The 23153-nt window shown below is 66.6% G+C and carries 21 protein-coding genes and 1 tRNA gene; 13 read left to right on the top strand and 9 right to left on the bottom strand.

The window, feature by feature from the left end; genetic code table 11:
* Positions 1-70: 70 nt before the first annotated feature.
* The 3 genes from AC1DKD_RS11965 to AC1DKD_RS11955 all read right to left on the bottom strand — a co-directional run bounded on the left by AC1DKD_RS11965 (position 71) and on the right by AC1DKD_RS11955 (position 3233).
* Positions 71-1375 carry an MFS transporter gene (locus AC1DKD_RS11965; protein ID WP_441631119.1) on the bottom strand — a complete coding sequence of 435 codons (1305 nt, stop codon included), beginning with the start codon at positions 1373-1375 and terminating at the stop codon, positions 71-73.
* Between the two features lie 186 nt (positions 1376-1561).
* Positions 1562-1804: a hypothetical protein gene (locus AC1DKD_RS11960; RefSeq protein ID WP_035859752.1), complete on the bottom strand. Its 243-nt coding sequence runs from the start codon at positions 1802-1804 to the stop codon at positions 1562-1564.
* Entirely contained in the window at positions 1797-3233 is a 1437-nt protein-coding gene (locus tag AC1DKD_RS11955) for an aldehyde dehydrogenase family protein (protein WP_441631117.1), read from the bottom strand. Before AC1DKD_RS11955 ends, AC1DKD_RS11960 begins: the two co-directional genes overlap by 8 nt.
* Positions 3234-3421: 188 nt before the next feature.
* Between AC1DKD_RS11955 and ppa the strand changes: the two genes are divergently transcribed.
* Positions 3422-3949 carry an inorganic diphosphatase gene (gene ppa, locus AC1DKD_RS11950; RefSeq protein WP_035859760.1) on the top strand — a complete coding sequence of 176 codons (528 nt, stop codon included), beginning with the start codon at positions 3422-3424 and terminating at the stop codon, positions 3947-3949.
* Positions 3950-4144: 195 nt separating this feature from the next.
* A complete protein-coding gene (locus AC1DKD_RS11945; RefSeq protein WP_441631114.1) occupies positions 4145-4699 on the top strand; it encodes a cytochrome b in 555 nt (184 codons plus the stop codon).
* 29 nt (positions 4700-4728) lie between these two features.
* Here AC1DKD_RS11945 and AC1DKD_RS11940 read toward each other — a convergent pair whose 3' ends face one another.
* Complete coding sequence (locus AC1DKD_RS11940; RefSeq protein WP_441631112.1) at positions 4729-5895, bottom strand: GNAT family N-acetyltransferase; 1167 nt, start codon at positions 5893-5895, stop codon at positions 4729-4731.
* Positions 5896-6203: 308 nt separating this feature from the next.
* Here AC1DKD_RS11940 and glnK point away from each other — a divergent pair, with 308 nt between their 5' ends.
* Complete coding sequence (glnK, locus tag AC1DKD_RS11935) at positions 6204-6542, top strand: P-II family nitrogen regulator (protein WP_441631110.1); 339 nt, start codon at positions 6204-6206, stop codon at positions 6540-6542.
* 72 nt (positions 6543-6614) lie between these two features.
* Here the strand turns inward: glnK and AC1DKD_RS11930 are convergent, their stop codons facing one another.
* From AC1DKD_RS11930 to trxB, 3 genes are all read right to left on the bottom strand, one after another.
* Positions 6615-7256: a trimeric intracellular cation channel family protein gene (locus tag AC1DKD_RS11930; RefSeq protein WP_441631108.1), complete on the bottom strand. Its 642-nt coding sequence runs from the start codon at positions 7254-7256 to the stop codon at positions 6615-6617.
* A 13-nt stretch (positions 7257-7269) separates the two neighbouring features.
* Positions 7270-7944, bottom strand: coding sequence for a Smr/MutS family protein (locus tag AC1DKD_RS11925; protein ID WP_441631106.1), 675 nt, complete (start codon positions 7942-7944; stop codon positions 7270-7272).
* 168 nt (positions 7945-8112) lie between these two features.
* Positions 8113-9060, bottom strand: a complete 948-nt coding sequence (gene trxB, locus AC1DKD_RS11920) for a thioredoxin-disulfide reductase (RefSeq protein WP_441631104.1) — start codon at positions 9058-9060, stop codon at positions 8113-8115.
* A gap of 170 nt (positions 9061-9230) precedes the next feature.
* Between trxB and AC1DKD_RS11915 the strand changes: the two genes are divergently transcribed.
* The 4 genes from AC1DKD_RS11915 (at position 9231) to AC1DKD_RS11900 (ending at position 13993) form a co-directional block, all read left to right on the top strand.
* Positions 9231-11558: a DNA translocase FtsK gene (locus tag AC1DKD_RS11915; RefSeq protein WP_441631102.1), complete on the top strand. Its 2328-nt coding sequence runs from the start codon at positions 9231-9233 to the stop codon at positions 11556-11558.
* A 131-nt stretch (positions 11559-11689) separates the two neighbouring features.
* The gene (gene lolA / locus AC1DKD_RS11910; RefSeq protein WP_045237963.1) at positions 11690-12328 is read left to right on the top strand and encodes an outer membrane lipoprotein chaperone LolA; all 639 of its coding nucleotides are present in this window, start codon (positions 11690-11692) and stop codon (positions 12326-12328) included.
* A gap of 8 nt (positions 12329-12336) precedes the next feature.
* Positions 12337-12759, top strand: a complete 423-nt coding sequence (locus AC1DKD_RS11905; RefSeq protein ID WP_441631100.1) for a hypothetical protein — start codon at positions 12337-12339, stop codon at positions 12757-12759.
* A gap of 199 nt (positions 12760-12958) precedes the next feature.
* Positions 12959-13993, top strand: a complete 1035-nt coding sequence (locus AC1DKD_RS11900) for a Fe(3+) ABC transporter substrate-binding protein (protein ID WP_441631098.1) — start codon at positions 12959-12961, stop codon at positions 13991-13993.
* A gap of 49 nt (positions 13994-14042) precedes the next feature.
* Here AC1DKD_RS11900 and AC1DKD_RS11895 read toward each other — a convergent pair whose 3' ends face one another.
* Both AC1DKD_RS11895 and AC1DKD_RS11890 read right to left on the bottom strand, forming a co-directional pair.
* Positions 14043-14708 (bottom strand): hypothetical protein, encoded by a 666-nt coding sequence (locus AC1DKD_RS11895; RefSeq protein ID WP_441631096.1) that lies wholly within the window; start codon positions 14706-14708, stop codon positions 14043-14045.
* A gap of 219 nt (positions 14709-14927) precedes the next feature.
* Entirely contained in the window at positions 14928-16580 is a 1653-nt protein-coding gene (locus AC1DKD_RS11890; RefSeq protein ID WP_441631094.1) for an ABC transporter permease, read from the bottom strand.
* Positions 16581-16781: 201 nt separating this feature from the next.
* On the opposite strand from AC1DKD_RS11890, the gene AC1DKD_RS11885 reads away from it, so the two are divergent.
* The 6 genes from AC1DKD_RS11885 (at position 16782) to AC1DKD_RS11860 (ending at position 23153) form a co-directional block, all read left to right on the top strand.
* Positions 16782-17882: an ABC transporter ATP-binding protein gene (locus tag AC1DKD_RS11885; RefSeq protein WP_477102632.1), complete on the top strand. Its 1101-nt coding sequence runs from the start codon at positions 16782-16784 to the stop codon at positions 17880-17882.
* A 97-nt stretch (positions 17883-17979) separates the two neighbouring features.
* Positions 17980-19029, top strand: a complete 1050-nt coding sequence (locus tag AC1DKD_RS11880) for a TRAP transporter substrate-binding protein (protein WP_441631090.1) — start codon at positions 17980-17982, stop codon at positions 19027-19029.
* 107 nt (positions 19030-19136) lie between these two features.
* Entirely contained in the window at positions 19137-20498 is a 1362-nt protein-coding gene (locus tag AC1DKD_RS11875; protein ID WP_441631088.1) for a replication-associated recombination protein A, read from the top strand.
* Positions 20499-20655: 157 nt separating this feature from the next.
* On the top strand, positions 20656-21960 hold the full coding sequence (gene serS / locus AC1DKD_RS11870; RefSeq protein WP_477143311.1) for a serine--tRNA ligase: 1305 nt from the start codon (positions 20656-20658) through the stop codon (positions 21958-21960).
* Positions 21961-22039: 79 nt separating this feature from the next.
* Positions 22040-22129 (top strand) — tRNA-Ser (locus AC1DKD_RS11865).
* Between the two features lie 154 nt (positions 22130-22283).
* The gene (locus AC1DKD_RS11860; RefSeq protein ID WP_477143310.1) at positions 22284-23153 is read left to right on the top strand and encodes a DUF1653 domain-containing protein; all 870 of its coding nucleotides are present in this window, start codon (positions 22284-22286) and stop codon (positions 23151-23153) included.

The following is a 23153-nucleotide window of genomic DNA, read 5'->3' as shown; positions in this document are numbered from 1 at the left end:
GCTCTCCCGCTTGCGGGAGAGGGGACGGGGGAGAGGGCGGGCGCGTGATGTGGCGCCCGCCCTCAAATTCCTACTTGTTCACCATCCGCGCCGGCACCGACAGCGTCAGCGCCGCGCCTACCACCAGACACGCCGCCAGCAGATACATCCCGGAGTCCGTGCTTTGCGTCAGGTCCTTCAGCCAGCCCACCGCATACGGGCTGATAAAGCCTGCCAGGTTGCCCAGCGAGTTGATCAGCGCAATACCCGCCGCGGCGCCGGTGCCCGCGAGAAACGCCGTGGGCAGACTCCAGAACAGCGGCAGCGTGGTCAGGATGCCGATGGTGGCCAGCGTCAGTCCGAGCAGTGCCAGCACTGTGTTGCTGTGCCATTGCACCGACAGCACCAGCCCAAGCGCGCCGGCCAGCGCGGGAAGGGCGATATGCCAGCGGCGCTCGCGCGTGCGGTCGGCGCTGTAGGCCACCAGTATCATGCCGACCACYGCGCAGCCATAGGGAATGGCGGTGAGCAGGCCGATGTCCAGCGGGCTCTTCACGCCGGTCTGCTTGATGATCGTGGGCAGCCAGAAGCTGACGCCGTACAGGCCCATCACGAAGCAGAAGTAGATCGAACTCATCAGCCAGACACGCGGGCTGGTCAGCACCTGGCTGACCGGCGCGTCTTCCTTGTGCATGTCCTCGTTGGCGATATTGCGCTGGAGCAGGGCCTTCTCTTCATCGTTCAGCCACTTGGCGTGGACGATGCGGTCGTCGAGGTAGGCCAGCACCACCAGCCCCACCAGCACCGACGGGATGCCTTCGAGCAGGAACATCCATTGCCAGCCCGACCAGCCGTTGTGGCCGTCGAAGGATTGCATCACCCAGCCCGACAGCGGCCCGCCGATCACGCCGGCAAGCGCAACCGCAGTCATGAAATAGGTGGTGGTGCGCCCGCGCCGATGCGATGGGTACCAGTAGGTCAGGTAGAGGATGATGCCGGGGAAGAAGCCAGCCTCGGCGATACCAAGCAGGAAGCGCAGCACGTAGAACATCGTCGGCGTGGTGACGAACATCATCGCCGCCGAGATCAGCCCCCAGGTGATCATGATCCGGGCAATCCAGATGCGCGCGCCCACCCTGTGCAGGATCACGTTGCTGGGCACCTCGAACAGGAAGTAGCCGATGAAGAAGATGCCCGCGCCCAGCCCGTAGACGGTCTCGCTGAACTGCAGGTCGTTAAGCATCTGCAGTTTGGCAAAACCTACGTTGACCCGGTCCAGGTAGGCCACTACGTAGCAAAGCAGCAGGAAGGGAACGAGACGCCAGCTCACCTTGCGGTAGGTGGCATCCTCGAAGGTGGGGTCGGCTGCGCCGCTGTGTACTGCGGTTGTTGTCATGCTGTCTCCTCTGGGATTTACTCTCTGTGATTGCACGATACCGCTGGATGAGGGGCGCCGCCTGCTACATGCGGCCCCCCGCGTTGAATGCGATGGCCGCACCGGTGCCACCGCCTTGCGCGGGCAGGGCGGCCGGCAAGCATGCCGTTCGCGGCAACGGTGCCGGGCTCATGTTGGAGCGGCCTGCTAGTGCGCGAACGGGCCGCGGCCGCGCAGCGCGTTGGCGACCATCATCAGCGCGAGCAGGAAGGGCAGGGCCACATAGAGGCACCAGTGCACGCGGTCGCCCACGGTGTCGCCCCACTTGCGCTTGAAGACCTGCAGGCGCGGCATGGCCGAGGGGTTGGTGGCGCGTTTGTTTCTGACGTGCCACGCCATCCAGAAGAAGAAAATGGCGAACGCGACCGACAGGAAGTTGATATTACCCATGTTGTATGGCGATGGTTTTCAGTGTGGTGAATCCGTACAGGGCTTCGAAGCCCTTCTCGCGGCCGTGGCCGGACTGCCCGCTGCCGCCGAAAGGCAGTTCCACMCCGCCGCCGGCACCGTAGTTGTTGATAAAGACCTGGCCCGCGCGCAGCTTGTGCGCCAGCCGCAGTTGCCGTGCGCCGTCGCGGGTCCAGACGCCGGCGACCAGCCCGTAGGGGGTGCCGTTGGCGAGCGCGATGGCTTCGGCCTCGGTGTCGAAGGGCGTTGCCGCCAGCAGCGGCCCAAAGACTTCTTCCTGCGCCAGCCGGTGCGCCGGCGGCACGTCGCGGAACAGCATCGGCACCTGGTAGTAGCCGGATTCCGGCGCTTCCGCCACGATCTGTCCTTGCGCCATCGCGGTAATGCCGGCGTGCTGCGCGTCGGAAACGAAGTCCCATACACGCTGTTGCTGCTTGCGGTTGATCAGCGGGCCGCATTCAAGGTCCAGCTCCGATGGACCCACGCGCAGGGACTCGAACACCGTGGCAAGGCGGTCGAGCACGGCATTGTAGAGCGGGCGTTCCACCAGCACGCGGCTGCCCGCCGAGCAGGTCTGGCCGGCGTTCTGCACGATGCCGTTGACGATGATCGGCACCAGCGCATCGACATCGGCGTCGGCGAACACGATCTGGGGCGACTTGCCGCCCAGTTCCAGCGTGACCGGCACGTGGTTCTCGGCTGCCATCTGCGCGATCAGCTTGCCGGTCTGCGGCGAACCGGTGAAGGAGATGTGGTTGATGCCGGGGTGGCGCGCTAGTGCGGCGCCGGCTTCGTGGCCATAGCCGGTGACGATATTGAGCGCGCCTTCGGGCAGGCCGGCCCCGGCCGCCAGCTCCGCCACCCGCAGCAGCGACAGGCAGGCGTCCTCGGCGGGCTTGACCACGCAGGCATTGCCCGTGGCCAGCGCCGCGCCGACGCTGCGCCCGAAGATCTGCAGCGGGTAGTTCCAAGGGATGATGTGGCCGGTCACGCCATGCGGCTCGCGCACGGTCAGCACGGTGAAGCCCGGCTGGTAGGGAATGGTCTGCCCGTGCAGCTTGTCGGCCGCGCCGGCGTAGAACTCAAAGTAGCGCGCCACGGCGCGCACGTCGGCGGCAGCCTGGCGCAAGGGCTTGCCGGTGTCGCGCGCTTCCAGCGCGGCGAGTTCGGCTTCATGCTCGATCAGCGTCAGCGCCACGCGGTTGAGCAGGCGTGCRCGCTCGGCGGGCGCCATGGCGCCCCAGGCGCCTTCGGCGGCCTGGCGGGCGGCGTGGACGGCCACATTGATGTCGACCGCGTTGCCGCGGGCGATTTCGGCGAAGGGCTCGCCGCTGGAAGGGTCGAATACCTTGATGCGCATGCCGGAATCCGGCGCGATCAGGCGGTTGGCAACGAAGTGCTGRGCGTGCATTGGAATGGCTCCGGCTGGATGCGACCGTCAGCCTGTGGCTGTTAGTGCGCCTGTCGATGCGTCATTGGGACAATTCAGCATTATCACTCACCGCGCGAGGCGCGCAAGGCACGTGGCGTCAGGCCCGGGTCAGCTTCGAACCGCTATAATGCCCGCCATCCTCAAACACAGGCATCTGGAGAGCAAGCATGAGCTTCAACCTCGTYTCCCCSGGCAAGGACATCCCGAACGATTTCAACGTCATCATTGAAATCTCCGCCCAGAGCGATCCGGTGAAGTATGAAGCCGACAAGGAAACCGGCCTGCTCTTCGTCGACCGTTTCATCGGCACCGGCATGCGCTATCCCGCCAACTACGGTTTTGTTCCGCAGACCCTGTCGGGCGACGGCGACCCCGTCGACGTGCTGGTGCTCTCGCCGTTCCCGATCCTGGCCGGTGCCGTCGTGCGTTGCCGCGCGCTGGGCATGCTCAAGATGACCGACGAGTCGGGTGTGGATGCCAAGCTGATCGCCGTGCCCCTGGACAAGCTGTCGCCGGCCACCGCCTTCATGAAGGGCCTGTCCGACGTGCCGCAGAACCTGCTGGACCAGATCAAGCACTTCTTTGAGAACTACAAGGCACTCGAAGCGGGCAAGTGGGTCAAGGTGGAAGGCTGGGCCGGCATCGAGGAAGCCCACAAGGAAATCACCGACGGCGTGGCCAACTACACGAAGTAAGCCTTCGCCGCCCCGGGCGGCGCGCCGCAGGGTCGGTCATGGCCGTTTCCCGCGCCTGGCTGAACCGCAGCTGAACGAACCCCGCCACGGCGGGGTTTTTTGTTGCGTCGGGTTTGATGGAGGCCAAAGACACCATGAAGCCTGTGGGTTAAGCTCCAATCACAGAACAACTCGGCAGAAAGACTGCCAATCCCCATGTACGTTACCTCTTCGAAGCCATCCGCGACGGTTCGCTATTCCGGTCTGGCGGTCTTCTTCCACTGGGCGGTGTTCCTGCTGATTGCCACCGCGTACGCCGCGATCGAACTCAAGGGCTTTACCGCAAAAGGCAGCGCCGCCCGCGCCCTGTCGATGTCGGTCCACGAGTGGGCTGGCGCGCTGGTGATTGTGCTGGCGGTGCCGCGCCTGCTGTGGCGCCTGATGGGCGGGGCGCCGGCGCCCGAGCCCGGCCCGCGCTGGATGCATCTGCTGGGCGGCGCCATGCACCTCCTGCTTTATCTGTTTATCTTCATACAGCCCGTGCTGGGCCTGCTGGCCCTCAACGCGGGTGGCCACCTGATGACGCTGCCGGGGCTCGGCATCGAACTGCCCTCGCTGGTGGCGCAGAACGCGGACCTGAAGGATGCCCTCAAGGAAATCCATGAAACGCTGGGTACCGCCTTCTACACGGTGATCGGGCTGCATGCGGTGGCCGCGCTGTTCCACCACTACATGCTGGGCGACAACACGCTGCGGCGCATGTGGCGTTGACGCGGCAAGCCGGCCAGCCATGGCCGGCTTCAGCCGCGGGCAAACGGCGTGCGGTCGTTGAGTTCGTCCAGGTAGGCGTCGATGCCCTGGCGCTCGCGCACGAGGAAGCGCTCGACGGCATCGGCGAAGGACGGATGCGCCAGCCAGTGGGCGGAGCGGGTCGCGACCGGCAGGAATCCGCGCGCCATCTTGTGTTCGCCCTGCGCGCCGCCTTCGAAGGTGCGGATACCCTGCGCGATGCAGAATTCCAGAGGCTGGTAGTAGGCGGTCTCGAAGTGCAGGCATGGGTGGTGCTCAAGCGCCCCCCAGTAGCGCCCGAACAAGGTGCTGCGTGCGGGGTCGCCGTCGTAGACCACCAGGGAGGCGGCGATCGGCTGGCCGGCACGCATGGCCACCACCAGCAGCAGGTTCTCCGGCATGGCGGCACCGATGCGCCGGAAGAAGTCCAGGTTCAGATAGGGCGTGGAATGATGCTCGCGGTAGGTCTGGCGATAGCAGCGATGGAAGAAGCGCCATTCGTCGTCGCCGATCTCCGCGCCCCGCAACTGGCGGAAGGTGATGCCAGCTTCCGCCACGCGGCGCCGTTCGGCGCGGATGTTCTTGCGCTTCTTTTGCGAGAGCGTGGCCAGGAACGCCTCGAAGCTCTCATAGCCCGGGTTGGTCCAGTGGAACTGCACGCCATGCCGCATCAGCATGCCGGCGTCTGCCATCAACGCGGCCTCATGCTCGTCCGGGAAGAGYACATGCAGGGATGACAACTGGCTTTGCTCCGCCACCGCCAGCGCGGTTTGCAGCAGGACACGGCGCGCGCCCACGTCCTTGGCCAGCAGCCGCGCGCCCTGGACGGGCGTGAAGGGGATCGCGGACAGCAGCTTTGGGTAGTAGGGAAGGCGGTGCTGCGCATAGGCGTCGGCCCAGGCCCAGTCGAACACGTATTCGCCATACGAGTGCGATTTCGCGTACAGCGGCATGGCCGCCACCAGGCGCTCGCCGCCGCCTTCGTGCGGAGCCCACAGGGTCAGGTAGCGCGGGCTCCAGCCGGTTTCGTCGCAGGCACTGCCGCTGGCGTGCAGGGCGTGCAGGAAGGCGTGGCGCAGGAACGGCGTGGCGCCGGGCTGCGCCGCCACCAGGGCATCCCATGTGGCCGCCGGCAGCTCGGACAGATCGAAAACGATCTGCGTGCGATAATTCTCCATCCGCTCGTGTTCCTGTCCGCCTTGTGCCGCAGCCGCCCCTGGGSGGCTTGCGTCAGGGTGGTCCGGTCCCGGCTTGCAAGATTCAGACTGCATTGCGCTAGATCCGCTCATCATTTGCCTGCTGCCGACGCCTCGGTGGCGCCGGCCAGGGCCTTGTTCCGCCATGGCTGTCCGCGCCGCGCGAGCTTTGCGCGGGCGGCAGGGCCGGTTGAGTCTACCGGAAATGGCGCGGTGCGGCAGGCAACATCCGGCAACCCGCCGGGCAGGCTAAACTCTCTCACTAACCAACGACTATATAAGGGGCCAAAATGAAGCAGATTACCGCCATCATCAAACCGTTCAAGCTGGACGAAGTGCGCGAGGCGCTGGCTGACATCGGCGTGACCGGGTTGACGGTAACCGAGGTGAAGGGCTTTGGCCGCCAGAAAGGGCATACCGAGCTGTACCGCGGCGCCGAGTACGTGGTCGATTTCCTGCCCAAGATCAAGATCGAGGTCGTGGTTGCCGAGAACCAGCTCGATACCGTGCTCGACGCCATCGTCAAGGCGGCGCACACCGGCAAGATCGGCGACGGCAAGATCTTCGTCACCGAGATCGAGCGAGTGATCCGCATCCGCACCGGCGAGCAGGACGAGGCCGCCGTCTAAGCGCTCCGCGCAGGCAATTCAGCACCGGCGCAATCCTGGCGGTCCCGGGGGAGGGGCGCCCGGATTGCCCGGCTAGCTCGGCAGCTTCCAGCCGAAGCGCACGCACAGCAGGCGCGTCGCCGTGATGGTGATCGCGCCCGCGAGCAGGGCCAGTTCCTGCTCGGCCCGCACCCAGGTCAGGCCGACATAGACCCAGCAACCGACAAAGGCACAGGTGGCATAAGGCGACCTGTCGCGCAGGATCATCGGCACCTCGTTGCACAGCACATCGCGCACCACGCCGCCGAACACCGAGGAAATGATGCCCATCATGACCGCCACGGTAGGCGTCATCTGCGCCACCAGCGCGAGCGACGTGCCGGTGACGGAAAACAGCCCGAGGCCGATCGCATCGGCCGTGATCATGGTGCGCTCGGACGCCACCCGGCTGACTACCCGCAGCACGAACGAAGCGCCGAGCGACATGACGAAGATCAGGATCACATAGCCTTCGTGGTCGACCCAGTAGAAGGGCCGGCGGTCCAGCAGCACGTCGCGCACCGTGCCGCCGCCAAAGGCGGTGGCGAACGCCACCACAAACGTACCCACGGCATCGAAGCGCTGCTTGCGCGCGTCGACCACGCCGGAGACGGCGAAGGCGAGCACGCCCACCACTTCCATGACATGCAGGATCAGGGGCAACCGCCCCATCAGGAGATCGAGCGGCAGATGCATCGTGCGCGCGGCCTCAGGCGTGCGGCTGGCGCAGCAGCACCATCAGCGCGCCGGAGCCACCCTCGGCACCGCGCGCCTGAACGAAGGCCAGCACTTCTTCCTTCTGTACCAGCCAGCTGCGCACCTTGCCCTTGAGCACCGGCGTCTTGTCCGGCGAGCCGTTGCCCTTGCCGTGGATCACGCGCACGCAGCGCACGCCGCGCTTGACCGAGCGCCGCACGAACTCGGCCAGCACCTCGCGCGCTTCGTCGCTGCGCAGGCCGTGCAGGTCGATCTTGTCCTGGGGCACCCATTCGCCGCGGCGCAGCTTCTTGACCACGTCCATGCCGATGCCCGGCCGGCGGAACGACAGGGTTTCATCGGTATCCAGCAGGTTCTCGACGTCGAATTCGTCGGAAAGCGATGCGGCCAGCACGGCCTTGTCGTCCAGCTGGGTTTGTACCGGTACCGGCGCGGGGTGGCGCGGCGTGGGCGTGATGCGGTTACGGTCGCGCAGGGCGCTGACGTTGCCCACGCTGCTGCGGAAGACGTCAGCCTCCTCGCGTGCGCGCTGGGCGACGCTTTCCGCCTCGCGGCGTTCGGCTTCGCGCCGCTCGGTGTCAGCCTTGAGGGATTCGCGCAGGCCAGCCAGGTCGGTCAGGCCGAAGCGCTTGGGCGGGCTGGCGGGTTTCTTTGCGCCGTGCGTCATGGAATTCTCCGGGGTGCTCGGCGTGATTATAAAGTGGGGGGAGGTAGTGCAGACGGGCGGGACTGGCGTCGCGCCCAAGGGCTCGCGCGGCCATTTATCCGGGCGCCCGCGGCACGGTGATCGCTGTGCGCAGCGAATCACAGTGCGGCAGGTGCCGGGGGCAGGCGCTTACTGCAGCGCTTCCACGTAACGCTGGGCGTCCAGCGCTGCCATGCAGCCCGTGCCGGCGCTGGTGATGGCCTGGCGGTAGATGTGGTCCTGCACGTCGCCGGCGGCGAACACGCCGGGGATGCTGGTAGCCGTGGCATCGCCGGCCAGGCCGGTCTTGGTCACGATATAGCCGTTGCGCATGTCGAGCTGGCCCTCGAACAGGTCGGTATTGGGCTTGTGGCCGATGGCGATGAACACGCCCGCCAGCTTGAGTTCTTCGGTCTTGTCGCCCTGAGCATCGCGCAGCTTGACGCCGGTCACGCCGGATTCGTCGCCCACCACCTCGTCCAGCACGGTGTTGTAGCGGATTTCGATGCGGCCTTCCTTCTCGCGCTGGAGCAGGCGGTCGACCAGGATCGGCTCGGCGCGGAATTTGTCGCGGCGGTGGATCAGGGTGACCTTGCTGGCGATATGCGACAGGTAGAGCGCTTCTTCCACCGCGGTATTGCCGCCGCCGACAACCGCGACTTCCTGGTTCTTGTAGAAGAATCCGTCGCAAGTTGCGCAGGCCGACACGCCGCGGCCCATGAACAGTTCTTCCGAGGGCAGGCCGAGGTACTGGGCCGAGGCGCCGGTGGCGATGATCAGCGAATCGCAGGTGTATTCACCGGCATCGCCGACCAGGCGGATCGGGCGTTCGGTCAGCTTGGCGGTATGGATGTGATCGAAGATGATTTCGGTGTTGAAGCGCTCGGCATGCTCCAGGAAGCGCTGCATCAGTTCCGGGCCTTGCACGCCGTTGGCATCGGCTGGCCAGTTTTCCACGTCGGTCGTGGTCATCAGCTGGCCACCCTGGGCCAGGCCGGTGATCAGCACCGGCTGGAGGTTGGCGCGGGCCGCGTAGACGGCAGCGGTATAGCCGGCGGGGCCGGAACCGAGAATCAGCACTTTTGCGTGTTTGGCCATGATGCTTTCCTATGGCTGGTGCGCCTTGGTGCGCGCCAGCGTGAATCGAAACCAGCATTATAAGTGGACCGGCGTTTGCTCACTGTTGCAAATTCCAATGGGAGCGATAGCCCCGGCCAAGGTTAAAATGGCCGGCAAACCAAACTTCACACGGTAACCCAGACCCAGGCATGGCCCGAGCTACTACGACAACACGTACCGATCCATCCGCGCTGCCCTCGCGCATCGGCAAGCTGCTGGGCGAAGTGCGCTGGTTCCTGTTGCTGGCTGTCACACTGGCCTTCGTCTGCATCCTGGCCAGCTACAGCAAGGCGGACCCCGGCTGGTCKCACGCCAACCAGGTGGCCGACATCCACAACCTGGGCGGCCGCGTGGGCGCCTGGATGGCCGACGTGCTGTTCTTTATCTTCGGCTTCTCCGCCTACTGGTGGGCGGTGCTGTTGGTACGCCGCTGCTGGCGCGGCTGGCGCGCGCTGACCGCCGAGCTGCCCGAGCGCAACGGCGAGGCGCGCCAGGGGCTGGTGGTGAGCTGGATCGGCTTTGGCCTGTCGCTGACCGCCAGCATGGGCCTGGAAGCCATCCGCATGTATCCGCTGCGCTCGGCGCTGCCGCGCGCCCCCGGCGGCGTGCTGGGCGACCTGCTGGGCGGCTGGATGCAGATGGCGCTGGGATTTACCGGCGCGACCCTGCTGCTGCTGCTGACGCTGGCCATCGGCCTGTCGCTGTTCTTCCATTTCTCGTGGCTGTCGGTGGCCGAGCACATCGGCGGCTTTGTCGAGAACCTCTTCCTCGGCTTCAAGGCGCGCCGCGAGAGCAAGCAGGACCGCATCATCGGCGAGGCGGCCAAGGTCGTGCGCACCGAAACCGTGGAAGTGCAGCGGGTCAAGATCGAGGAGGCGGCGCCGGTGCAGATCGTGCGGCCGCAGGCGGTGCCCAAGCACGAGCGGGTGGAGCGCGAGAAGCAACAGCCGCTGTTCGCCGATATCCAGGACTCCGACCTGCCGCCGCTGGCGCTGCTGGACCCCATCCCGACGCACCAGGAAACCGTCAGCGCCGAGACGCTGGAATTCACCTCGCGCCTGATCGAGAAGAAGCTCAAGGATTTCGGCGTCGAGGTCAAGGTGGTGGCGGCCTACCCGGGTCCGGTCATCACCCGCTACGAGATCGAGCCGGCCACCGGCGTCAAGGGCAGCCAGGTGGTCAACCTGGCGCGCGACCTGGCGCGGTCGCTGTCGCTGGTTTCCATCCGGGTGGTGGAAACCATTCCCGGCAAGGTCTACATGGGGCTGGAACTGCCCAACCCCAAGCGCCAGACGGTACGGCTGTCCGAGATCCTCGGCTCGCAGGTCTACAACGAGAGCGCATCGAACCTCACCATGGCGCTGGGCAAGGACATCGCCGGCAAGCCGATGGTGGCGGACCTGGCCAAGATGCCGCACTGCATGGTGGCCGGCACCACCGGCTCCGGCAAGTCGGTGGGCATCAACGCCATGATCCTGTCGCTGCTGTACAAGGCCAAGGCAGAGCAGGTTCGGCTGATCCTGATCGACCCCAAGATGCTCGAAATGAGCGTCTACGAAGGCATCCCGCACTTGCTGTGCCCGGTGGTGACGGATATGCGCCAGGCCGGCAACGCCCTCAACTGGGCGGTCGGAGAGATGGAGCGGCGCTACAAGCTGATGAGCAAGCTCGGCGTGCGCAACCTGGCCGGCTACAACAAGAAGATCGACGAAGCCGCCGCGCGCGAGGAGAAGATTCCCAACCCGTTCAGCCTGACCCCGGACGCGCCCGAGCCGCTCGAAAAAGTGCCGATGATCGTGATCGTCATCGACGAGCTGGCCGACCTGATGATGGTGGTGGGCAAGAAGGTGGAAGAGCTGATCGCGCGTATCGCGCAGAAGGCCCGCGCCGCCGGCATCCATCTCGTGCTGGCCACGCAGCGGCCGTCGGTCGATGTGATTACCGGCCTGATCAAGGCCAATGTGCCGACCCGCATCGCCTTCCAGGTCAGCAGCAAGATCGATTCGCGCACCATCCTGGACCAGCAGGGCGCGGAGGCGCTGCTGGGCATGGGCGACATGCTCTACCTGGCGCCCGGCACCGGCTTGCCGATCCGCGTCCACGGCGCCTTTGTTTCCGATGAGGAAGTGCATCGCGTGGTCGAGAAGCTCAAGGAAGGCGGGGAGACCAACTATATCGAGGGCATTCTCGAAGGCGGCGTGGCCGAGGGCGACCTGGGCGGCGACAGCATGGGCGGCGGCGCCGGCATCGGCGGTGGCGGCGGCGAGGCCGATCCGCTCTACGACCAGGCCGTCGACGTGGTGCTGAAGAACCGCCGCGCATCGATCTCCCTGGTGCAGCGCCACCTGCGCATCGGCTACAACCGCGCCGCGCGGCTGCTCGAGGACATGGAAAAGGCCGGCCTGGTTTCCGCCATGTCCGGCAACGGCAATCGCGACATCCTGGCCCCGGCCGGCACCGCCCGCGAAGAAGAATGAGCCGCCGCGCGTAACATGCTGTTACGCGCGAAGCACATGGTTGCGGAATCCGCCATGCGCCCAGGGCTCTAACCGGACAGGCGGCGCTGCCGCATTGGCGCCGCCCCCCCTCCACCAAGCAAGGACAAACCATGCGAATCCGCATTCTCGTGTCGGCATGTGCCGCGGCAGCCATGCTGTCGCTGGCGGCAAGCGCGGCCATGGCTGCCGGCACCGACCAGCTCCAGGCCTTCGTCGCGGGCGTCAAGAGCGCCAGGGGCGAGTTCACCCAGCGCCAGGTCAAAGGGCAGGGCGACAGCCTCAAGGTGGCCAGCACCTCCAGCGGCACTTTCGCGTTTTCGCGTCCGGGCAAGTTCACCTGGCGCTATGTCAAGCCTTACGACCAGCTGCTGCAGGCCGATGGCCAGACGCTCTACATCTACGACAAGGACCTGAACCAGGTGACCGAGCGCAAGCTCGACGGCGCCCTGGGTTCGAGCCCCGCCGCGATCCTGTTCGGCAGCAATGACCTGGAAAAGAACTTCGCCGTGAAGAACGGTCCCACCCGCGACGGCGTAGAGTGGATCGAACTGACGCCCAGGTCCAAGGACACACAGTTCGAACGCATCGGCATCGGCTTCAAGGCCGGCAACCTGGAGGCGATGGAATTGCGCGATGCGTTCGGCAATACGACGCTGCTGACGTTCAGCGCGATGCAGAAGAACCCCTCGCTGCCCGCCGACACCTTCCGGTTCACGGTGCCCAAGGGCGCCGATGTGTTGAAGCAATGAGGCCTGCCATGATCCGAGCTTCCCTCTCCCGGCTGGCCCGGCGCCGTGGCGGCGCCGTCGCCGGCATCGCCGTGGCCGTGCTGCTCGCCGCCTGCGCGGGCCAGAACGGCGCCAGCAAGCATTTCGATGTCGATGCCTTCCTGCGCGCCTCCGACACCGCCTTGCCCGAAGTGCTCGCCAATCCGGATTTCCTCACCGCCACGCAGGCAAGCGCCAACGATTGCGCCGCGTTGCTGCAATCGACCAGCAGTGGCGTGCTGGAAGACCTCCACCCAACCGGCAGCGGCCGCGGACCGGCCTGGCTGCTGCATCCGGCGGGTTCTCCGGGCAAGGTCTGGCTGGTCGTCAGCAAGGGCAGCGGAGAACGGACCTGCCATGGGCCGCTGCCTGCCGATGCCATGAAAGTGCTGGTGGAGCGCGCCGGCGCCTGAATCCGGGTGGCGGGGCGAGGCACGATGGTGATGCCGCGTAATGATCCGGCCTGAATGGCCCCGCCCGGGGCCTTCCAACATTACAACGTTGTAACTTGACCTCCGAAATAGGAATGATTATTGTTCCTTGTTCGTCTTGTGTGAGGATGCTTCCACTGCACCTCCAGGGCGAAGCAGAACATCATCCAGGGGGAGAGTCATGACCGTATTCCGTCACTTGCTGCCGCGCGCCGCCGCGCTTGCCGTGTTGGCGCTGCCGCTCGCCGCGAGCGCACAGGAAAAAGTGCTGAACCTTTACACGGCACGCCATTACCAGACCGACGAAGCGCTCTACGCCAATTTCACCAAGCAGACCGGCATCAAGATCAACCGCATCGAAGGCCAGGAAGACCCGCTGCTGGAGCGCATCAAGAACGAGGGTGCGAACAGCCCCGCCGACGTGTTCATCACGGTCGACATCGGCCGCCTGTGGCGAGCCCAGCAGGCGGGCGTGTTCGCGCCACTCAAATCGAGCGTGCTGGACTCGCGCATTCCCGCCAACTACCGCGACCCGAACGGCGACTGGTTCGGTTTCTCGGCGCGGGCCCGCGTGATCGCCTACAACAAGGCGGCAGTCAAGCCCGGCGACATCAAGAGCTATGAAGACTTGGCCGATCCCAAGTGGAAGGGCAAGCTGTGCATCCGTTCCAGCGGGCACGTCTACAACCTGTCGCTGATGTCCAGCCTGATTGCCCACGATGGCGAGGCCAGGACGGAGCAATGGACGCGCGGTGTCGTGGCCAACCTGGCGCGCGCGCCCAAGGGCGGCGATACCGACCAGCTCAAGGCGGTGGCCGCCGGCGAATGCGATATCGCGGTCGCCAATACCTACTACATCGCCCGCATCCTGAAGTCGGCCAAGCCCGAGGACAAGGCCGTGGCGGAGAAGCTGGGCGTCGTGTGGCCCAACCAGGCCAGCCAGGGCGTGCATATGAACATCTCTGGCGGCGGCATGCTCAAGCATGCGCCCAACAAGGCATCGGCGCGCGCGTTCCTGGAGTACCTGGCAAGCGACGAGGCGCAGCGCTATTTTGCCGATGGCAATAACGAGTGGCCGGTGGTGGAAAGCGTGAAGATCAGCAATCCGGCACTCGAAGCCATGGGCAGCTTCAAGGCGGACAAGATCAATGTTGCTGAGTTGGGCAAGTACCAGCCGCAAGCACAGAAGGTAGCGGACAAGGCTGGTTACAAGTAAGCGCGGTCTGACTGGGCGGGACGGGAATGGCGGCGCAAGCCGCCATTTTTCATGCGGGGGCCTTCTGCTTCGGCTGCAAGGCGCCCGCGGCCTTGTTTTCCCCGCTTTCCAGGCGCCGGAAGCGCAGCTTTGCGCCACGCTCCCTGTGCTTCTCGAAGGTCAGTTTCAAGTGCTCGCGCCGCCGCGTGTGCGAGTGGCCCAAGGTGCCATCCGCGTACGGCAGCTTGGCCACCACGGCGCCTGCGGTCTGGCGTGCCAGCAGCACGTCCAGTGCTTGCCGCGCGCGCACCTGGGCGTGCAGCATCGCGTCGGAGGGATTGGCGCGGGCGCGCGCCTGGTCGTAAGGCAGCATGACCGGGCCGGCCAGTTGGCGCAGTGCCGCGCGGATGTGCGGGCTGTCCAGCCCGGCCTCATGGAGGATCCAGGCAGCGTCGTGGCGCAGCCATGGCTCGGGGTCGCGGAGCTTGCGCAGCAGGGCAAGCGAGATATCGGTCTGCAGGTAGCCGTGCGCGCGCCTTACCGCGTTGAGCGCGATGCGCCTGACATGGGAATTATCGTGATCGAACAGGTCCGCCACCACGCGCTCGACCATGCCTGGCTTTTCCAGTTGCTCCGCCAGTTGGCCCGCCAGGGCGATTTCCTCGACGGCGCTGACCCGGTCTTGCGGGTTCAGCCGGTTCAGCTTGAACACGAGCATGCGGTAACGAAGCTGCATAACACTCTCTGAAGTCGCTGCGAACAAGTGCCGGGCAACGATTGCGGGCGGCACAGTCATGATGCGGCGCGAAGCACGCCAGCGGCGGGGGCAGGCCGCCCGGCACGCGCGGGAAGGGGGCGGCGAGCCGGGGCGCAGCTTCGGACTAGTGAGATATCGGCAATACGTTGAAGAAATTTAGGAGTATTCGCACCTGTTTCCGCAGGCGATCCCTGTGGGTTACTCCCGCGCCTCCCGCCGTATCGAGCGCGACAGCAGGATCACCGGCAGCAGGCCCACCGCCACGATCACCAGCGACGCCGTGGCGGCTTCGGCAAGGCGCTCGTCGGATGCCAGGTTGTAGGCCTGTACCGCGAGCGTATCGAAATTGAACGGCCGCATCACAAAGGTGGCGGGCAACTCCTTCATGACATCGACGAAGACGATCAGCGCCGCGGTCAGCAGGCTGCCACGTAGCATCGGCAGGTGCACGCGCCGCAACGTGGCGCCGGGGCCGTGGCCCAGGCTGCGCGATGCCGCATCCATGCCTGGCGTGATCTTGACCAGGCCAGCGTTGACGGTTTGCAGGGCCACGCCCAGGAAGCGGACCAGGTAGGCATAGACCAGCGCGGCAATGCCGCCGGTCAGCAAGAGCCCGGCCGACCATCCCAGATGCTGTTGCAGCCAGGACGAAACGGCATTGTCCAGCCGCGCCACCGGCACCAGCACGCCCACCGCCACCACCGAGCCGGGCAGGGCATAGCCCATGCCGCACACCCGCGTGAGCGCGCGCAACAGCCAGCCCCGGCCGGCGGCAATGCCACGTCCCGCATAGCCGATCAACAGCGCGGCCAGCACGGCTACCAGCGCGGTGACGCTGGCCAGCAGGAAGCTGTTGCGCACCAGCCCTATAAAGCGCGGCCCGAACTGCGCATCGCCCTCGGCCAGCGCCATCTTGCACAGCATCAGCGCCGGGATGGCAAAACCCAGTAGCACGGGCAGCACGCACACCAGCAGCGCCAGCGCGGCCCGCCAGCCATGCAGCCGGTAGGCCGGAGCGCGGCGCTGGCCGCCGTGCACGCGGGCACGGCCGCGGCTGATGCGTTCGGCCAGCAGGATGCCGATCACGAACACCAGCATGAAGGCGGACAACTGGGCCGCTGCGTTCTTGTCGCCCAGCGAGAACCACGCGCGGTAGATGCCGGTGGAAAAGGTCGGGATGCCGAAGTAGGCCACGGTGCCGAAATCGGCCAGCGTTTCCATCAGCGCGAGCGCGGTGCCGGCGACGATGCCGGGGCGCGCGAGCGGCAGCATGATGCGCCATACGCTGCCCCAGGTGCCATAGCCAAGCAGACGCGCCGCCTCCAGCGTGTTCAGGGTTTGCTGCAGGAAGGCCGCGCGCGCGGTCAGGTAGACATAGGGATAGAGCACCAGCGTGAACAGCGCGATGGCGCCGCCCAGCGAGCGGATATCCGGAAACCAGTACTCGCGCGCGCGCCAGCCGGTCAGCTCGCGCAGCCAGCTTTGCACCGGGCCCGCGAACTGCAGCGCATCGGTATAAGCGTAGGCGATGACATAGGCGGGCATCGCCAGCGGCAGCACGAGGGCCCATTCCAGCCATGCCCGTCCGGTAAAGCGGTAGGTGCTGACCAGCCACGCGGTGGGTACGCCGAGCAGCAGCACGCCGGCACAGACCCCGGCCAGCAGCCACAAGGTATTGACCACGTACTCGGCCAGCACCGTGTCGGCGAGGTGCCGCCAGGTGTCGCCGCTGGGCGTGAGCAGGCTGCTGGCCACCTGCGCGATCGGCAGCGCGATCAGCAGTGCGGCCAGGCCGGCGACTAGGGCGAGGGGGTGCAGGCGGCTGGTAGGGCTGGGTCGAAGCAGGCTCATTCGGTGGCGGCTTGGATGACTGTGATGGTGCGTGGGAGGATGAGGCCCGCTGGCAGGCCCGGTCGGACGATCCCGGCAGGGACGCCCGGGGCCAGCGTGATTCGAGCATGGTGCTTCGATAGCCGGGCCCAGCATTCTAGCAATGCATGCAGGGCGGCCTGCATACATGCGCGGCACACAGATGGGCCCGCCCTCCATATAATGCTCGGCATGCCAAGCCACCCGCTTCCCAATTCGTCCGAGCAAGCACGAGCCGACACCGTGATCGTGGTTGATCGCATCCATCATGGATTCGGCGGGCATGCCGTCGTCAACGGCCTGTCCTTTACCCTGGCGCGCGGCAGTATCGCCTGCCTGCTCGGSCCCAGCGGCTGCGGCAAGACCACCGTGCTGCGCGCAATCGCAGGGTTCGAGCCGTTGCGCGAAGGGCGCATCCTGCTCCAGGGGACGGTGATGTCGTCGCCGGGTTTTGCCGTGGCGCCGGAGCACCGTCGCATCGGCATGGTGTTCCAGGACTACGCCTTGTTCCCGCACCTGAGCGTGGCCGACAACATCGCCTTCGGGCTGCATGCCATGCGCCGCGGCGAACGCGCCGCGCGGGTCGGGGAGATGCTGGCGCTGGTGGGGCTGGCCGGCTCCGGCGGCAAGTTTCCGCATGAGCTGTCGGGCGGCCAGCAGCAACGCGTGGCACTGGCGCGGGCGCTGGCGCCGCGTCCCGAATTGCTGCTGCTCGACGAGCCATTCTCCAATCTGGATATCGAACTGCGCGAACGCCTGAGCCTGGAGGTGCGCGACATTCTCAAGGCTCAGGGCACCACCGCCATCCTCGTCACGCACGACCAGCACGAGGCCTTCGCCATGGCTGACGAGATCGGCGTGATGCATGCCGGCGCGATCGAACAGTGGGACAGCGCGCACAACCTCTATCACCGGCCGGCCACGCGCGTGGTTGCGGACTTCATTGGCCAGGGCGTGCTGATGCCGGGCCGTCTCGCCAGTCCGCACGTGGTCACGCTGGAGCTGGGCACGCTGCAAAGCCGTGAGCCGCTTGGCGTGCCGCCCGCCACCACCGAGGTGGACGTGCTGATTCGCCCCGACGATATCGTGCATGACGACGCCAGCCCGTTGCAGGCCGAGATCCTGCACAAAGCCTTTCGCGGAGCCGATATCCTGTACACGCTGCGCCTGGCTGGCGGCGGGCAGGTGTTGTCGCTGGTGCCTTCGCACCACGATCATGCGCTCGGCGAGCGCATCGGCATCCGTGTGGAGGTGGAGGATGTCGTGGCGTTCCGGCGCGGCTGAGTGTACGCCGGCGGGCATTTGGCAGCTCGCTTGCCCTTCTTGTCGGTCCTTTTGGATACGACGGCTTCACTACCCCACGACCCCAGGACTTTCCACCATGTCTGCTTCCCTGAAGCGCGCGTCCCGGCCGCTGCGCCGTCAACTGCTGCGCGGCGGCGTGCTGCTCACCCTGCTTGCCTGTGGCGCCGGACAGGGCTGGGCGCAGCCCGCCGCCACCCCCACGGCGTGGCGCATGGCCACCGAATATCCGGCCAGCGCCATGCCGGGCGAAGGGCTGGCCACGTTCGCCGAAGAGGTGAAGACGCGCACGGCTGGCGCCATCGAGGTGATGCCCAGCTTCGATGCCAGCGCGGGCGTCAAGTCCGCGCAGATGCCCGCAGCGGTGAAAGAAGGGCGGCTGGAGGGCGGGGACGCCTTCGGTGGCGCGCTGGGCGCGGTCGATCCCCTGTTCCTGCTGTCTTCGCTGCCTTTCGTCGCGACCTCGGTGGAGTCCGCCCGGCGCCTGGCCGAACTGGCCCGCGCGGATTACGCACGGGCCTTCGAGGCGCAGGGGCAGCATCTGCTGTATGTCACGCCGTGGCCGCCGACCGGGTTGTGGTCGCGCAATCCGGTCGCTACGCTGGCCGACCTGCGCGCGCTGTCGGCACGCACCTACGACGAGACTTCCACCGAGGTCATGCACGCTGCCGGCGCGCAGGCCACCAGCCTGTCCTTTGCCGACGCCATGCCGCGCCTGAAAGACGGTTCGGTCAACGCGGTGCTGTCCTCGGGCGACGGCGGCGCGGGGCGCAAGTTATGGGATTACCTGCCCAACTTCACGGCCATTGGCTATGCCATGCCGCTGTCCTTTACCACGATCAACGCGGCCGCTTACGCGGCCCTGCCGGGCGCGTTGCGCGCCGCCGTGGATGCCGCCGCGCAGGCTACCGAGCAACGGCAGTGGACGCGCCTGGGTACCCGGCTGGAAGAGAACACCGCGCGCATGCGCGCGAACGGCGTGACCATCCAGGCAAGCCCTGCCGCGGCCGTGCAGCAGGCACTGCGCGAGGCCGGCGCGGGGGCGGTAACCGCGTGGCGCGCGCGCGTGGGCAGCGCGCGGGCCGGCGTGCTGGATGCCTTCATGCGCAACGAGCGCGCCGCGCGCTAAAGCGCTCGCCCGAGCGGGCCGCCACGCGCGATGGTCTACACTGTCAGGTTCCGAGGCGCAGCGGTTCGCACCGTGCGCGCCTGCCCCGACATAAAGGCCTGAATACCGTGGCGGACACGCTGTTTTCCGAAGCTCCCGATCGTTCCCTACAACCCCTGGCCGAGCGCCTGCGCCCACGCAACATCGACGAGGTGATCGGCCAGCAACACCTGCTTGGCGTCGGCAAGCCGTTGCGGGTGGCGTTCGCATCCGGCGAGCCGCACTCCATGATCCTGTGGGGCCCGCCCGGTGTGGGCAAGACCACGCTGGCGCGGCTGATGGCCACGGCCTTCGATGCCGAGTTCATTGCGCTGTCGGCAGTGCTCTCGGGCGTCAAGGACATCCGCGAGGCGGTCGAGCGCGCCGAGCAATACCGCGCCCACGGCCGGCGCACGCTGGTCTTCGTGGACGAAGTCCACCGCTTCAACAAGAGCCAGCAGGATGCCTTCCTGCCGCACGTGGAAAGCGGGCTGTTCACCTTTATCGGCGCCACCACCGAGAACCCGTCCTTCGAGGTCAACGGCGCCTTGCTGTCGCGCGCCGCGGTGTATGTGCTCAAGAGCCTGGATGACGATGAGCTGACGCAGTTGGCGCGCCGCGCCGGCGAGGAACTGGGCGGCCTGCAGTGGGAGGACGAGGCGCTGCAGCTGACCGTGGCCTCGGCCGATGGCGACGGCCGCAAGCTGCTCAACAATATCGAGATCGTGGCGCGTGCCGCGCGCAGCGCCGGCGCGGCCATCATCGACAAGGCGCTGCTGGGCAGCGCCTTGTCGGAGAACCTGCGGCGCTTCGACAAGGGCGGCGACGCCTTCTACGACCAGATCAGCGCGCTGCATAAATCGGTGCGTGGCTCCGACCCGGACGCCACGCTGTACTGGTTCTGCCGCATGCTCGACGGCGGCGCCGATCCGCGCTACCTGGCGCGCCGCATCGTGCGCATGGCATGGGAAGACATCGGCCTGGCGGATCCGCGTGCCGCCCGCATCACGCTTGACGCGGCCGAGACCTACGAGCGGCTGGGCTCGCCCGAAGGCGAACTCGCGCTGGCGCAGGCGCTGATTTACCTCGCAGTCGCGCCCAAGTCCAACGCGGGCTACAACGCCTACAACGCCGCGCGCGCCTTCGTGGCGAAGGACAAGTCGCGCGGCGTGCCGGTCCACCTGCGCAACGCCCCGACCAAGCTGATGAAAGAGCTGGGCCACGGCCACGCCTACCGCTACGCGCACGACGAGCCGGAGGCCTATGCTGCCGGCGAGCATTACTTCCCCGATGACCTCAGGCGCCAGGGCTGGTACCAGCCCACCCCGCGCGGGCTGGAAGGCAAGATCGGCGACAAGCTGCGCCACCTGCGCGACCTCGATGCGCAGTGGCAGCGGCAGCAGGGCAAAGGCAAGGGCAGGGACGAAGGCGGCGAGGGCGGGGCGCAATAGCGCACATCGACAGCGCCGGGCGGGCCGTCGTCGGGAACAGCGGCCGAAGCGCCTGCCTGTTCCCCGGCCGGTGGTTCGGCGCTTGCGCCGGCCAGTACAGTAAAATGGCGGGTCCGCCGGCATACCGCTGGCCCATGCACCTCCCCTCATACGCAACATGCTAGACATCCAGCTGTTCCGCAAAGACATCGACGCCGTGGCGCAACGCCTTGCCACGCGCGGATTCCAACTCGACGTRGYGRCSTTCCAGGCMCTCGARGCCGARCGCAAGCAACTGCAGACCCAGACCGAGGAACTGCAGGCGCGCCGCAACAGCCTCTCCAAGCAGATCGGCATGCTCAAGGGCAAGGGCGAAGACGCCTCGGCGGTGATGGCCGAAGTCGGCGGCATCGGCGATACCCTCAAGGCATCGGCCGCGCGCCTGGAAGAAATCCAGGCCCAGCTCTCCGAAATCCTGGAAGCCATCCCCAACCTGCCGCACGAGAGCGTGCCGGTGGGCCGCGACGAAACCCAGAACGTGGAAGTGCGCCGCGTCGGCACGCCGCGCAGCTTCGACTTCGAGGTCAAGGACCACGTCGACGTGGGCGAGCGGCTCGGACTGGATTTCGATACCGCGGCCAAGGTTACGGGCTCGCGCTTCTCCATGCTGCGTGGCGGCGTCGCGCGCATGCACCGCGCGCTGGTGCAGCTGATGCTCGATACCCACACGCTGGAGCACGGTTATACCGAGATGTACGTGCCGTACATCGTCAATGCCGCATCGATGCGCGGCACCGGCCAGTTGCCCAAGTTCGAGGAAGACCTGTTCAAGGTGCCGCGCAAGGTTGGCAGCGAAGAGGGCGAGCGCCTCGAGAACTTCTACCTGATCCCCACCGCCGAGGTGCCGCTGACGAATATCGTGCGCGACGCCATCGTGGCCGGCGACAAGCTGCCGCTGCGTTTYGTTGCCCACACGCCTTGCTTCCGCTCGGAAGCCGGTTCCTACGGCAGGGACACGCGCGGCATGATCCGCCAGCACCAGTTCGACAAGGTCGAACTCGTGCAGGTGGTGCAGCCCGAGCATTCATTCGATGCGCTGGAACAGCTCACGGGCCATGCGGAAGCCATCCTGAAGAAGCTGGACCTGCCGTTCCGCACCGTCGCGCTTTGCACGGGCGACATGGGCTTCGGCAGCACCAAGACCTATGACCTCGAAGTCTGGATCCCCGCGCAGGGCACGTACCGCGAGATCAGCTCCTGCTCGAACATGGGCGACTTCCAGGCGCGCCGCATGCAGGCCCGTTTCCGCGCGGGCCAGGGCAAGCCGGAGCTGCTGCACACGCTCAATGGCTCGGGCCTGGCCGTTGGCCGCACGCTGGTGGCGATCCTGGAGAACTACCAGAACGCCGATGGCTCGGTAACGGTACCGGCCGCATTGCAGCCGTATCTGGGCGGCCTGACGCGCCTGGGACCCGAGGCATAAATTTTCGCCGCCGGGGGCTTGCGGTTGGAGCGGGATTTCCTCTATAATCTTGTTCTTCGCGACAAGCGACCCAGTTACCGGAGAGGTGGCAGAGTGGTCGAATGTACCTGACTCGAAATCAGGCGTAGGTGCGAGCCTACCGTGGGTTCGAATCCCACCCTCTCCGCCAGCAGTAAGCAAAGCCCCACGATTTTTCACGGAGTCGTGGGGCTTTTGCATTGGGGGTGCGGAATCGCGCTGCCCGCATCATGGCGCGAGCAGCCCAAGCGGTCTCGCGCAGTCAATGCACTATCATGACGCTGCTCCGATTCGAACAGCCGCTCATGACCCAGCCTTCTTTCCCGCCCTCCACTCAAGCCCAATCCGGCGCCGATTTGCCTTCCGGCTATCTGCCGGGCATGCCTTATCGCCACTACAAAGGCGGCGCCTATGCCATCGTCGGCCTCGGCGTGATCGAGTCGGACATGTCGCAGGTGGTGGTGTACGAGTCGATGCGGGACCGCTCCCGGTTGTGGGTGCGTCCGCTGGATGTGTTCGCCGAAAACGTGGCTACGCCACAAGGCACGCAGCCGCGTTTCGCACTGGACTGGCCGGCGGCGCTGGGCTGCCTGGACTTCCTGCCGCGCGCGACGGTGTTGCAGGTGCTGGCTTGCTACGACGCGCCTTACCGGCACTACCATGATCGCCGGCATGTGCTGGAGATGTTTGAAGCCGCGCAGGCGCGCGGTGTGGCACTGACGCCCGCGCAAGCGCTGGCGGTGCTGTTTCACGACGCGGTCTACGTGCCGGGCTGCGAGCATAACGAAGCGGCCTCGGCCGCGCTGATCGAGACCATGGTCGTCGGCGTCGATGCCGCGGTGACATCGCTGGCCGCGCGCATCGTGATGGATACGTGCGGGCATCGCGCCTCGGTGCCCGAGTCGGAACTCGTGCTGGATCTCGATCTCTGCCGTCTGGCGGYGTCACCGGCGGACTTCGGTGCCTGGACCGCCGCTGTGTTCGAGGAAAACCGTGCGCTGCTGGCTAATCGCACCGGCCTGGACGGCGATGCCCTGTTCGCGGCCTTCCTGCAGCGCAGGATCGCTTTCCTGCAAGGCCTGGCGCAGCGCGCGCAGCTCTTCCTCACGCCGGCGTTCGCCGATTGCGAAGCGCCGGCACGCGCCAATATCGCGCGCATGGCCGCGGGAGGCTGA

The organism is Cupriavidus sp. 05T313 (genome assembly GCF_056396665.1).
The sequence above is the reverse complement of the archived record's forward strand: the minus strand, read 5'-3'. Positions and strand labels throughout refer to the sequence as shown.